At 42.6% G+C, this 13,367-nt stretch carries 8 protein-coding genes; 3 read left to right on the top strand and 5 right to left on the bottom strand.

Annotation, left to right across the window (positions count from 1 at the left end; translation table 11 throughout):
- Positions 1-20: 20 nt before the first annotated feature.
- Positions 21-674: a Qnr family pentapeptide repeat protein gene (locus MHN79_RS06940; RefSeq protein WP_239172265.1), complete on the bottom strand. Its 654-nt coding sequence runs from the start codon at positions 672-674 to the stop codon at positions 21-23.
- Between the two features lie 270 nt (positions 675-944).
- Here MHN79_RS06940 and MHN79_RS06945 point away from each other — a divergent pair, with 270 nt between their 5' ends.
- Entirely contained in the window at positions 945-1,424 is a 480-nt protein-coding gene (locus MHN79_RS06945) for a peptide-methionine (S)-S-oxide reductase (RefSeq protein WP_239172386.1), read from the top strand.
- A 20-nt stretch (positions 1,425-1,444) separates the two neighbouring features.
- On the opposite strand, the gene MHN79_RS06950 is transcribed toward MHN79_RS06945, so the two are convergent.
- The 4 genes from MHN79_RS06950 to soxR all read right to left on the bottom strand — a co-directional run bounded on the left by MHN79_RS06950 (position 1,445) and on the right by soxR (position 9,393).
- A complete protein-coding gene (locus tag MHN79_RS06950; RefSeq protein WP_239172266.1) occupies positions 1,445-3,136 on the bottom strand; it encodes a methyl-accepting chemotaxis protein in 1,692 nt (563 codons plus the stop codon).
- Between the two features lie 10 nt (positions 3,137-3,146).
- Positions 3,147-3,572: a BLUF domain-containing protein gene (locus tag MHN79_RS06955; protein WP_239172267.1), complete on the bottom strand. Its 426-nt coding sequence runs from the start codon at positions 3,570-3,572 to the stop codon at positions 3,147-3,149.
- 366 nt (positions 3,573-3,938) lie between these two features.
- Entirely contained in the window at positions 3,939-8,594 is a 4,656-nt protein-coding gene (pulA, locus tag MHN79_RS06960; RefSeq protein ID WP_239172268.1) for a pullulanase-type alpha-1,6-glucosidase, read from the bottom strand.
- A 334-nt stretch (positions 8,595-8,928) separates the two neighbouring features.
- A complete protein-coding gene (gene soxR / locus MHN79_RS06965) occupies positions 8,929-9,393 on the bottom strand; it encodes a redox-sensitive transcriptional activator SoxR (RefSeq protein ID WP_239172269.1) in 465 nt (154 codons plus the stop codon).
- A 202-nt stretch (positions 9,394-9,595) separates the two neighbouring features.
- Between soxR and MHN79_RS06970 the strand changes: the two genes are divergently transcribed.
- Both MHN79_RS06970 and leuA read left to right on the top strand, forming a co-directional pair.
- Positions 9,596-11,188: a bacteriohemerythrin gene (locus tag MHN79_RS06970; RefSeq protein WP_239172270.1), complete on the top strand. Its 1,593-nt coding sequence runs from the start codon at positions 9,596-9,598 to the stop codon at positions 11,186-11,188.
- A 502-nt stretch (positions 11,189-11,690) separates the two neighbouring features.
- The gene (leuA, locus tag MHN79_RS06975) at positions 11,691-13,364 is read left to right on the top strand and encodes a 2-isopropylmalate synthase (RefSeq protein ID WP_239172271.1); all 1,674 of its coding nucleotides are present in this window, start codon (positions 11,691-11,693) and stop codon (positions 13,362-13,364) included.
- Positions 13,365-13,367 lie beyond the last annotated feature (3 nt).

Genomic DNA, 13,367 nt, shown 5'->3' on the forward strand with positions numbered 1-13,367 from the left:
CTGGGTATGGCATAGGAAAGTCAATCAATAACAATCAGACCAAATTTATCGAGCAATTGATCTTGCTGCCAGCGACAAATTTTTACCCCGTCAAGAGAGACACGACAAACATCAACACCTTCGAGGTCAACATGAGTAAGATCGGCTCCTTCAATGTTAAATGAGCCCCATTGATCTATGGAAAACTCTCCTCTTGAGAGATCAGAACCCAAAAAGCTTGCCGAATCTAAGTTAGCCTCAGTCCAACGGTTTTCATATAAATCGCACTTCTCAAGTAGAGCCCTTTCGAGGTTGACATAACTCAGATTACATCCCGTGATATAGGCAGAGCAGAAATAGACTTTATCACTGATACGATTAATAAAGTTGGCTCTTTGAAAATTCGCTCCCTTTAAATCGCACTTACGAAATTCAATTCCAAAGCAATCAGCCCCGACAAATTGACTCATTGCCAACATACAGTTGGTAAAGCTTGTATCCTTAAGCTTGGCATAAAAGAAGCTAGACCCTTCCAATGCTTGAGCTTCAATAAAGCGGCAGTTAATAAATTTTGCATTACGTAAGTCAGCTCGATCAAACTCGCACTGAATGAACTGACAATCTTCATAGACAGCGTATTGAAGGTCTTGGTGGGAAAAGTCTTGCTGGCGGTAAGTTTTATTTTTAATTGTCATAATATCTCCTTCTTGGCGCTAGCCTATCATCGTCGACCCACGTCAATCCATAAAAATAAACTCATTAAAAACAAAAACTTAAAAGGCATTAAAATCGCCAAAATAAGGCACCTACATGCAGTTTAAAGGCCACCAAAAAACTAAAACCGTCGACGCCTATAAAGAAAAAAGTTTTGTAAGGCTATGCGCCTTTGAGGGGCCCAAATAAATCTGGTATAAATAGCACCTCCTTGAGCAAACCTAAAACCGATAATCATGAAACAAACCTCTATAGAAGAAATTTACTTTGCTGGCGGCTGCCTATGGGGTGTTCAGGAATTTATTCGCCATTTACCCGGCGTTGTGTCGACTGAGGCTGGGCGAGCAAATGGTGTTCGCAAGGATACCAAAGGAGACTATGATGGCTACGCTGAATGTGTCAGGACTCAATTTGATCCAGAGGTAACCAATATAGAACGACTTATGACGCAGTTTTTCGAGATCATTGACCCATACAGCATTAATCAGCAAGGGCAAGATATAGGACTAAAATACCGCACAGGTATCTACAGCCAAAGCAATCAGCATCTAGAAAAAGCCAAACTCTATATTGACCAGCAACCCAAGAGTCACACTATTGCCGTTGAGGTTCTACCTTTGACCAATTACGTAAAAAGCGATCCTGAACATCAGGACCGCCTCACCAATTATCCCCAAGATTACTGCCATCTTCCTTTGTCACTACTTCATAAGTACAAAGTCGAACCCTAGGGTTGTTGCCAAGTCGTTAACTACACTTGGAATTTATTCAAGTTTTGGTGAAGATCAATCACGTTTTTAGCAATGGATTCGTTTGCCGTCGCTGTACTTCTTGAGTCTTCCGCCGTTTCTTCAGACAAAGATTTAATGTTAGTTAAGTTGGCATCTAAGTCTCTAACCACAACCGCTTGTTCTTCAGCAGCCGCTGCTATCTGAACATTTAATCCAGCGATTTCGTTAACGGACTCTGCCGCCAACTGGAATGTGTTGGCTGATTGAGTACTTTTCTCTAGACAAAGCTGAGCTGTGGTGGTTCCTTTTTGCATACTGGTAACAGCGTTTTTCGCCTCAGATTGCAAGGTTTCAACCAACTGCTGAATATCAACCGTCGCATCTTGAGTGCGTTGTGCTAATGAGCGTACTTCATCAGCAACCACAGCAAACCCTCGGCCAGTATCCCCTGCTCGCGCCGCTTCTATGGCCGCATTGAGTGCCAGTAAATTAGTTTGCTCCGCGATGCCCTGAATAGACTCAAGAACCGTCCCGATGTTGTTGGTCTCCGAGACGAGATTTTCAATAACACCAGATGACTGCGTCACCTCATTGGTCAGTTCTTCTATGATCTTCTGAATTTCTTGAGCTTCTTTACGACCTTCCAACACATGTTTTTTCACCGCATCGGTTACCGCCGAAGCATTGGCCGTGCTATTGGCCACTTCTTGTGTTGTCGCATTCATTTCGTTGATTGCGGTTGCAACCTGCTCTATGTCTCTATGCTGCTTTTCGACATTGGCAAGGGTTCTTTGCATCGCGCCTAATGCAGATTCTGACGATTTGCCTAAATCTTCTGCCTTTGAGGTCACGACATTAATCGTTCCTGTCAGCACACCCAAAAATGTATTAAAGGCGCTTGCCACTGTACCCGTCTCATCTTTAGCACTTGAGTCAAGCCTGATGGTTAAGTCGCCATCACCATTTGCTACTTGCTGCAATCTTCCAATTAAGGCAACGATCGGATTTCTTATCGCTCTCGCGATCCAAATGGGCATCACAATTCCAAACACAATCGATACAATAGCGATCACTGTCATCCATTTGATGGCAAATTTCTCATCTTCTTCCGCTTTCAAGGCACTTGCCAACGTAAAGCTTTGTACATCATCAAGAATTTTGATTAGGGAGGTGTCTATTTCGTCCTCATGCTTCTCAACTTTCTCTGAGAACTCGAGCATTTCATCAATCTTGCCTTGAGAGCCCAGCAGCATAGTCTTTTTCACTTCATCGACCAGCGAATGGTAGGAATCTTCCACTTTTTTTAGTTCTGCTAATTTAGCCTCGAACTTGGCTTTGGCCTTTTGGTCATGAAGCTTGGGAATGGAATCAGCAATAAAGTTTTCAATCTGTACAATTTCTTTTTCAACTTTTAGGGTGGGCTTTTCAACCTTACCTCTCGCCTCCTCAAATGTATTCATTGGCGCAAGCCCTTGTTCAACTCGAATCGCCTTGATCAAGGCGCGCTCAAAATAAATGGCTTGCTCTAACTGATGCTCAGTGAGTACTGTGAGCGACTTGGTAAGCGGTATGTCTCGCTCAGCGATATCGACAAGCTCATTACCAATCTTGTTCATTTGATTGAGTGCAAAACCGCCCATTAGAAGGATCGCCCCTAGAAGAAAGAACCCCAATAAGTAGACTTTATGAGCAATTTTAAAATGTGAAAGCATGGGAGTTCTCCTAATCTTTTTTCACAAAATAGTGGATCATCTGCATGGCGAAACTTGAGTGCTCGACAAGGTACTGCACCTCACCTCTGTGCTTCATAAAATCGCTGTAACCTGGGAGTGTAGATTCGAGATCTTGGTCGAGTACGCGAAAGCCCATTTTCCAATCCGGAAAACTTCTTTTCTTAATGTGGTGAAACCCAATTCGGTTGATATTAGTATGGCGGGAGTCTAGTTGGATTTTTTCGAACAGGTTTTCAACCGCTGGCTCAGGGCCTTCTAATACTTGAATGAAAGTGCCATAGCCATCGTAAAGTAGCAGGCCTGTGATGTCGGTATCTGTATTGTTTTTGCGGGCTTTAGAAAGTAGGCTTTCCAATTCATCTTGGTTGAACCGTTTTCCCGCTTTGCTGACATAGACGAGCTCTATCAAATTCATGTCGCCTCCACTCCTTGGATGATCACAAACATGTTCGGCTTATTGTTGTTCTACTACATGCTGTTTGCTCGGTCCGTCATCCGCACTTTTAAGCCATTACGATTGTGCGTTTAGGAAGAGAGAAGTGCATCACATACCACTTGCTCTCATAAGAGCCACTCCAGAACACCAATGACAATTTACAAGATACGTGCCAAAAGAAATAAGCCCATGTTGATACCAAAATCAGTAACTTCGGCCAAAAAATGCCATTAAGTGCATATTGTTCATTGCAAATCGCAAAAAAAATCGCATAGTGCAAGTGCAATATGCGACATGCTCCAAATCAGATAAAGAACATTCAGTATTAGATTCGTTGAATAATCCCTACTCTACAGCCAAAAAACGACCACTTAATGCAGGTATCCCAACTTGAGCATTACCCTCTGTCATAGTGACTAACTCATCATCGATAAGATCTCTAAGGGCATGGGTGACTTTTAGGTGACTGGCGTCTAACAACAAGGTTTGATCAGAGGTAGACGTATTCAGAACATATAGTATTTGCTCGTCACCATAAACTTTAAGATCCGCATAAATATTATCATCTAGCCAAAGGTTTCGACGCTTTCCAGCATATAAGGCAGGGTGCTGGCTGCGCAGACGCATTAGCTCGGTAAGATACTGTTTTATTTCTTGTTGCTCAGGTGTTAGCTCTGCGACTGTCACACCTTCAATCTTGGCACTAGAGCGTGATACATGGTCATCACACAGGCCTTGGGAAGCACAGTCCTGGATAATCTGTTTAGCAAAGCCTGTTACTTCATCACCAATTTCTTCACCATAATAAATCGTGATTGGCCCCGAATACGCAGCAAGAAAACTCAATGCTGCTTTGTGCCTCTTGGTATAATCTCCCAGATTTCCTCGCTGGATAAGGTCGCCAAAGCGAACCAAATCATGGTTGCCTAGCATAAGATTGGGCATCGCATAATAAGGAGATTTAGCTCGACTATTCCATATCGCATCTAAGGCTCTTGCGCTTCCTTTTTGGCCCGACTCTTCCACCGCAAGTGCTTGAACAAGTCCATAACGCAAAGGGAAGTTAAACGCCGATGACAGTCCTGGCTCAGCATCACTGCCATAAGTGGTTGCCGTGATATCATCGGCACCGCTCCATACTTCACCCACCATATAGCCTAAGGTTCCCCATTGCTTGCCCGCTTGTTGATTCTCCATCGATACTTGCTCAACTGCCAAGCGGATATCACGCCAAGTATCTAAGGGAAGTTGATAGGATTGATCGAGCCTCCAGCCATCGATGCCGTATTCTTTTATCCAATACGTTGCAACTTCAGTAAAAAAGTCCTGACTTGCCATATCTGGATAGATAACATAGTGGCCAGGGTAACCTTGTTCGAGTTTTAAATGCGGTAATTTTCCAGTGGGAGAAGGTTTCACACCCGTTAGGTTAGAATGACCAAAGACACCATCCAAGAAAACATATAAACCTCTTGCATGCGCTTTGTCGATCAGTTCTCTTAGTTTGTCATTGGTACCAAATTTAGGATCGACATTAAAATAATCACAAGGAAAGTAACCCGTTGCATCCAATCGATCGTCCCCTGCTTGTCCAGCACAAGAATCAAATACAGGGGTTAACCATAAGGCATTCACGTTGAGATTGGCGATGTAATCTAAGCTATCAATCACACCTTGCAGATCACCATTGTGATGTGAGTTGCCATAGCCAACACCATAACCATGTTGCGGATCACCATCGACAAAAGACTCCACCATGACTTGATAGATCCTCAGATTACAAGCTTGGTTATCATCTTGATAGCAGGCGTAATCACGGTTAGTGTACTGAACAGAGGCTGTAAGTGTAGTTTGCCGAGATGTATCAAGCCTAAACTTATGCACTCCTTGATTGTGTATGATGACTTTGATGTTGCCATTTTCGCCTCTTACAAATCCAATAGAATCATGCAAATTCGTTAGCTCATCAAAACCGAGGTCGACTTGCTCCCAGTCTGATGAAGCAAACTTAAATTCGTAGACACCTGGTGTTAGATAGGCTTCAACATCATAAACACCATCACCTTGATAGATAAGCTCGCTATTGGCTTGCCAATCGTTCATCGAACCTCTCAAAAACACTTTGGTGTTACCAAAAGGAGCAGGTTCAGAACTTGGGTCCACAACTAAACCTAGTCCTTGAGCACCTTTTTGTACCTGAACAAATACCGCAGCGGTAAGAGGTGGAATGGTGAAAGAGCTGCCCTCAAACTTTGCTTGTCTGACCGATAAGTCATAAGAATTGACGAGAACAGGATGAAGTTGAAAGTCTTTAGCACCCTGAATCGAAATAGTTTGCTCAGAAGTATTGGCATTAATGGCAACAACCAAAGCATCGACATTGCTATCTATATCTTCTCCTGCACTTATCCCATCATTTACTGACATAACAATCATGCCAGCGAGCGCATCAGGCCCAGTATTATGAAATTGTACACGTTGTAAAACTTGTTCTTCATTGACTAAGCGCAGCAAAGGTGAGGCTGAGCGGATCTGAAGCAATTCTTTAAAGATTTGGTCAGTCCAAGTGACATCTTGTGGCTGAGCAAAGGTATTGGGATTAGATATGACAGAGCGGATGGCATCCCAATTGGCGATATCTTTATCAGCACGAGGCAAGCCCACATTCCAATTATTGGTTTGTTTTGTAAAATCAACTTTATTGTACCAATCCCCACTGTCGTAGCTATCACGCTCCATCGACTTTGAGCGAAGCAATTCAGAGCCCATATGGATAAATGGAATACCTTGCCCAAGCATAACTGTGGATAAGCCAACAATTTGCATGCGTGCTCGCTCCGCAGAACCTACCCAAGCATCGGCTTTGTATTGATTGAAATCCCACAAGGTTTGGTTATCGTGCTTTGAGACGTAGTTAATCGATTCCTGAGGGTCGAGTGTATAGGCTGCTCCTTGGCCGCCGTATAGAAAATCCCGCCCATTCACCATCGCACCGCTGAATGTTTCTAGTGGATAATTTTGCAAGTTACCCGCCATGCCGTAACGAATCAAATCTGTCTTCGACTTTAATTCATCACTAAATCGATTGCCTGCATTTGCAAAACCCGGAGTTTGAAGAAGCGCATCCCCGCTATCAAAAGGGCCTCCACCACGCACACCATCACGCAAGCGATCATTGTAGGTGCCAATGCCTGTGCCCGCCATTGGCCATTGCGTCGCATTTTCTCCTCGTTGACCATTGGCAACTTCACCAAAATTCCATCCTTCTCCATAAAACCAAGTATCGTGGTCAACCTGTTTGGTTTGCTCGTAGACATTCAGGATACTCGACTTCATCAAGTGCCCCATCAAGTCAAACCTAAACCCATCTACTTTATAATGCTTCGCCCACACTTCGACACTGTCCGCAACTAACTTCTCAAACATACGGTGCTCAGAGGCCGTATTGTCGCAGCATGTTGAATTCTCAACCGCACCGGTAATCGGATTGAGGCGATGATAATATCCAGGCACCACCTTATCGAGTACCGAATGATCAGACACTCCAGAGGCATAAGTGTGGTTATACACCACATCTTGAACGACTCTAAAGCCCATCTGATGAAGTTTTTGTATCATTTGACGATACTCTCTAATACGCGAAATACCATCACTCGCGACCGCATAACTGCCTTCTGGAACACTGTAATGAAAAGGATCATAGCCCCAGTTAAAGCCATCTAAAGGGCGAATATCCGCTAGCAATGCCTGCGCTTCACCACTGTTGGGATCAGTTTTTTCCAGTAACGACAAAATCGATAAATGACGAGGAGTGTTTGTGGTACATAAGTTTGCTTGAGGGTTAATACCACAGAGCTTTTCAACCGAATCGGTCAGATTTAATGTCTTTTCTGGCTCTTCAGGTATTGAGGCAAGATCATAAGTGGGCAAGAGGTGAACCGTCGTCATTCCTGCATTTTTTAGCGACATCAAATGCTTAACACTGTCTCTTTCATCTTCAAGAAACGCCAAGTATTTGCCATTATTGCGCTTTTCTCCTTGCTTATCGCTCGCGCTAAAATCACGAACATGAAGTTCGTAAACAATATTGTCTTCTGGGTTGGCAAGCTCTGGCGCACTGTGACTGTCCCAATCATCAGGCTTGGTTTCTGCATCATTTAAGTCAACAAGCTGGGAATAACGACTGGAAGTGCTGAGTGACAGTGAATATGGGTCTGTCGCCATCATAGACTCAATCTGGTCTGTTTGAGGGTGAATGGCGGTTACTTCATAGCGGTAAAACACATTTTTCAGTGAAACTTCGCCTTGAAAATGCCAAATGCCCGTCGAAGTATCAAGTTGTAAACTATAGGGTGAACCCGATAAAGGCGTCTTAGCTTTATCGTACAGGTGCAATTCGACTTTCTGAGCCGTTGGCGCCCACAAAGCAAAGTTGGCGCCATTTTCATCCATCCAACTGCCCAATCTTGCCTCGTCAGCATCATTTTCGCCCGAGGTATATAAGTCATCAATCACGCCCGGAGTTTGTATCCGCGTGGCAACAATGACTTTACCTTGCTCATCAAGGGCAACCGCAATTAATTGGGTTTTGAGTAGCGCTTTAGCGGTTTCTGGACTAACAGTAAGCTCAAAACCATTGCGCCCCTTAAGATGGGGAAATTTCGGTTTATCAATAAGTTCTCCAACCACCATGTCGTACTTAGTGAAATCTCGTGGATGACTAATATCACTCAATCCAGATTCGTTACTCCAAATCTGATAACTCACCGCTTTACTGTGGTCGAACCAAGCAATGGAATTCAGGTCAAGCCAATGGGCAGCAGCGCCATCGAGTCTGACCGACAATGGATTATCTGGGGAATAGTTAAGTATTGGACTTCCATGCATGATATTGGTGTCCAAACGTGTTCCTATCGTTTGAGCTTCTAGCGCACTGCCATAGCCGGCCAGTAATCCAAATGCAGCTGTCAATACATTGAGTTTGGTTAGCTTTATTTTCATTCACTTTTCCACTGATTATTCCCGTTATTGATTTGATACCCCAGTTGACCCAATGAGATACCTTCAAGCTCACGTTATAATTTTGATGAAGTGAATACTCTCCTCCTTAGCTAGAAGCCAGAAAGGCGTAGAGAGGGGGGATGAGAAATTAAAAGACAATCCACCTCACACATAAACCTCTAGAACTGGTCAGAAAATTACCAAATAGCGCTGCCAATAGTGATAGAGCTGACAATTAGTGATAAAGAAATAGCGTGAAATGTAGAATTACAACAATCCGCCAAATGTTAAAAAATTAGATCTTCAACCTGCTGTTTAATAAATTTGTTGTTATCTATTTATCAGTGCATTGAGTTTCAGACCACTCCTCAGGATGCGTTAGCATGGTCTTGCCTTCGAAAGATTCTGCTCTGATGTCTTTAGGGTTATATATAGCGCACGACTTCATCGATAAGCAGCCGCAACCAATACAACTTCCCAAGTCCTCTTGAAGCGCTTCAAGCTGGCGAATACGATGTGCTAGCAAATCATGCCAATTTGAGGCCATTTGATTCCATTGCTCTCTTGACGGTGCCTGATGTTTGGGTAGGAAAGACAGGGATTGATTGATTTCTTCTAAAGTAAGCCCCACTTCTTGCGCGGCCTTAATCACAGCCAGCCTACGTAAAACCTCACGATGATAGCGACGCTGGTTACCTTGATTTCGCCAACTGGTAATCAGTCCTTTTTGCTCATAAAAGTGCAATGTCGACACTTTTACACCTGCTCTTTTAGCAACCTCACCAACTGTCATTTCCATACTGTTTCACCCATCGTCGTCAACCAAACTAATAGCTTGAATAATATAAGAAATAGTAAAAATATCATACCTTCGCTTCCAGCAAAAAGTCTGTTTGAGACCATCTCTCAAGGATGAAAAGTCGTGCTGGTTAAATGGGGATATTGCAAACTTTAGCCTAAATTTATAGTTAGAAACAAAAGTATCACTTGGGAGTAGCAAGATGTTTGGCAATATTGCGGATAGACTCAGCCAATGTCAGCCTTGGCAATGGATGGCTATGTTAACTTTACTCATCATACCAAGCGCGGTGCTTTGCATAAAAGCCAGTGCATGGACAGGGTTAGCATTTTTGGTCTTATACCACTGTTTGGTGATGGTATTGTTTAGCGCATTTAATCAAATACTCGCTCAAGTAAGAGGCGCAGCCAAGCAACTTTCGGAGGGCGATTTAACCACTCGAATACCACTTGAAAACAACAAACGTCTATCACTTTTTCAAGCCGTAAATCGAATTGGAGAAGATATCTCTCGCACCATTCAAGCCCTAAGAAAGTCTACCGCTAAATTGCTTGAAGTTGCTGAAGCAGTCCAGAAAGACTCAGAGCTTTCTCAAAACGGTGCCATTGAGCAGAAACAAGATGTCGATAGAGCACAATCCAATATCACTCAGCTTTTTGAGATAACCCAGCAAGTTTCAGAGTACTGCGAATCGACCGCTTTGCTCGCAAAAGATGCCAAAAGTAAATCTGCCCAAGGCACAAAAGATATGATTGCTCTGGAGAACGCACTGGACAATGCCCACCAGCACATAGACAGTTCCAATGAACATTTTCAGTCTCTAATGGAAGAAACCACACAAATCAGCCAAGTCATGGAAACCATCAGTAGTATCGCGGAACAAACCAACCTCCTTGCACTTAATGCTGCCATTGAGAGTGCGCGCGCAGGAGAGCAAGGGCGCGGATTTGCTGTTGTGGCAGATGAAGTCCGCACTCTAGCCATGCGAACTCAGGAAGCAACGGAAGAAATCAGAAGTAAGATTAGTAACTTACAGCTTAAAACGGACGATGTCTTAGAGACAATGAAAGAAAATAAATCGAGTATGGATAAATCGTTAGAGCTGGCCACTACTGCCGAGAATACATTTAAAGAATTGAGCCAACAAATAGATGATGTGTATGAATACGGACAAAAAATTACTCGCTCATCAGAGGAGCAGCTTAAACAAACTGAAGATCTAAATGATTGTCTTCAACAAGTGACTGATGAGGCTGAAAGCAACGTAAAATCCACCAGAGAAACGCTGAGAGTCAGTTTTATGGTACGCAACCTATCTGGTGAAATAGACTCATTGCTGCACAGATTTGAAACTAACCCAAACCAAGTTGAGCAGGAAGATAGCCAAAGAGATAAACTGATGACTTGGAACGATCAACTTGATATTGGTCTTAACGAAATTAATCGACAACATCAAACCTTATTACATCTCATTAATGACTTAAACCATCTACTCAAACATAACTATGGGCTTCAGGCAATCAAACGCGTAGTGCAAGGCCTTATTGACTACACCGCCAATCACTTTAAATATGAGGAAATACTGTTTGATCAAATTGGCTACCAGCAAACTGATGAGCATATGAAGAAACACAGCCAACTGGTTGAGCGCGTTCTTGATTTTCAAAAACGCGTTGAAAAGGGCGAAGACATCGGGGATGAGCTGATGCAATTTTTGAAAAATTGGTTGGGCCAACACATCATGATTGAAGATAAAGCTTATGCTGAATCTTTTAAACAACACGGTCTTGAGTAGTGTTGGGCCATATTAATAACCAATGACAAAACTATCTACAAAGCCATTAGGATATTGAAAATCGATAATAAAAAGACCTTGTTAGCTTCTTATACGCGATAACAATTCCACTATTTCAGCCACAACTATTTCAGGCTCATCATTTTGAGGATAGTGATAACTTTTGTTTGTTAAAACTACTTTACCCTGTGGAAAAGCCGTTGCCCAATCTGAATGCAGTTTGCCCCACATATCACGAGCTTGATCAGTAAAGAATAATATTGGAGGTTCTTCATATTTCTTTGTCGATGCAATTACTGTTACCGGAATATCAGGTATTTGTGGGTAATCGGGTAAAGGACGTTTTGAGATAACTTGGTGGTAGTGAAAGCACCCGTGGATAACAAGTTATTAAGGGTGTAGCGCCTCTGTCCAAAACTCGACGATTTTTGTCAACTTCTATTCAGATGTTATTCACAAAGTCTTCTAGAGTGGACCTTTCTCATCAAAGAAAGGATTAATAATGTTAGAAGTTCCATCAGAAAAGTACCAAGCTAATCACGTCACCAGTTACCCTCAAAGAACTTGGCCATCAAAAATTCTAGAAAAGGCCCCTCGTTGGTGCTCAACCGACTTACGTGATGGCAACCAGTCTTTATCTAACCCTATGAATATTGAGAAAAAGCTGAAGCTCTTTAACCACCTAGTTCAATGTGGTTTCAAAGAGATTGAAGTTGCATTTCCATCAGCATCACAAACCGACTTTGACTTTGTTCGATGTCTGATTGAGAAGAAGTTAATTCCCGATGACGTTACTATTCAGGTAATTACGCAAGCCAGATCAGACTTGATTGAGAAAACTATTGATAGTCTGGCCGGAGCACCTAGGGCTATCGTTCACTTATATAATGCAACAGCTCCATCTTTTAGAGATATTGTTTTTTCTCAGGATAAAAAGTCAACCGTAGAGCTTGCGGTAAATGGCGCCAAGGAAATTAAAGCTTTATGCGAAAAACATCCTGAAACTATATGGACTCTTGAGTATTCACCAGAGACATTCAATTTTACCGAACCCGAATTTGCAGTTGAAATCTGTGAAGCAGTCGCATCAGTATGGAAGCCGATCAACAAACGGCAGATGATCATCAATCTGCCAACAACTGTTGAACGCAACACTCCTAACGTTTTTGCAGACCAAATTGAACGATTCATAAATACATTTAGTTCATTAGAGAACGTCACTATCAGTGTTCATCCCCATAACGATCGAGGGACTGGTGTTGCTAGTGCCGAACTCGCTATGTTGGCTGGGGCTGAACGCATAGAAGGCTGTTTATTTGGTAATGGAGAACGCACAGGTAATGTTGACTTGGTCACACTCGCACTAAACCTATATTCACAAGGTATTGAGCCCAGATTACACTTTCCTGACATTCGGCAAACCGTTGAGATCGTAGAGCAGTGCAATGAAATCCCTGTTCATCCTCGTCATCCATATGCTGGGAGGCTTGTTTTTACTGCTTTTTCAGGGTCTCATCAAGATGCTATTAAAAAAGGATTCTCTTGTTATAACTCTAAACTGAATAGCGTGTGGAATATACCTTACTTGCCGATAGACCCCATGGATTTGGGATGTAACTATGAAGAAGTTATTCGAGTCAATAGCCAATCAGGCAAGAGTGGTGCCGCATGGTTATTACAAGAAAACCATGGGTTGTTGTTACCTAAAATGCTTCAAGCAGACTTGAGTAGGAAAGTGAAAAGTCATACAGATAGTACTGGATGTGAAGTTAGTCTTTCTCAGCTCTGGCAATTATTCAGGCAATCTTATGGCCTTGTTAATAATAAATCCATAAGACTGCAAAGCTACCAAAGTAAAACAACAGAATTTGGTCAGTGTATTGAAGCCACAATTAATCACGACAATAAAATAGTAGAATGTATTGCTTCAGGGAATGGCCTTATGTCTGCGTTACTACAAGGATTAAAAGATCAATATGGTTTCCAGGTAAACATCCTTGACTATCACGAGCATACTCTTGGTTCTCGAACCCAGAGTAAAGCGGCCAGTTACGTACAACTCCAATCTACGACTTCAAATGCAAGCTTTTTTGGCGTCGCAATTGAAGAAGATGCAACAAAAGCTTCACTACAAGCATTATTAAATGCCTATTCTAACCTTTTACAAGCGAACTAAACC

The sequence above is a fragment of the Vibrio sp. Of14-4 genome, from assembly GCF_022347625.1.
Classification (GTDB): Bacteria; Pseudomonadota; Gammaproteobacteria; order Enterobacterales; family Vibrionaceae; genus Vibrio; species Vibrio pristinus.

Coding starts and splice junctions, on each gene's coding strand:
- MHN79_RS06940 (WP_239172265.1), bottom strand. CDS start 674: ATGACAATTAAAAATAAAACTTACCGCCAGCAAGACTTTTCCCACCAA.
- MHN79_RS06950 (WP_239172266.1), bottom strand. CDS start 3,136: ATGCTTTCACATTTTAAAATTGCTCATAAAGTCTACTTATTGGGGTTC.
- MHN79_RS06955 (WP_239172267.1), bottom strand. CDS start 3,572: ATGAATTTGATAGAGCTCGTCTATGTCAGCAAAGCGGGAAAACGGTTC.
- pulA (WP_239172268.1), bottom strand. CDS start 8,594: ATGAAAATAAAGCTAACCAAACTCAATGTATTGACAGCTGCATTTGGA.
- soxR (WP_239172269.1), bottom strand. CDS start 9,393: ATGGAAATGACAGTTGGTGAGGTTGCTAAAAGAGCAGGTGTAAAAGTG.
- MHN79_RS06970 (WP_239172270.1), top strand. CDS start 9,596: ATGTTTGGCAATATTGCGGATAGACTCAGCCAATGTCAGCCTTGGCAA.
- leuA (WP_239172271.1), top strand. CDS start 11,691: ATGTTAGAAGTTCCATCAGAAAAGTACCAAGCTAATCACGTCACCAGT.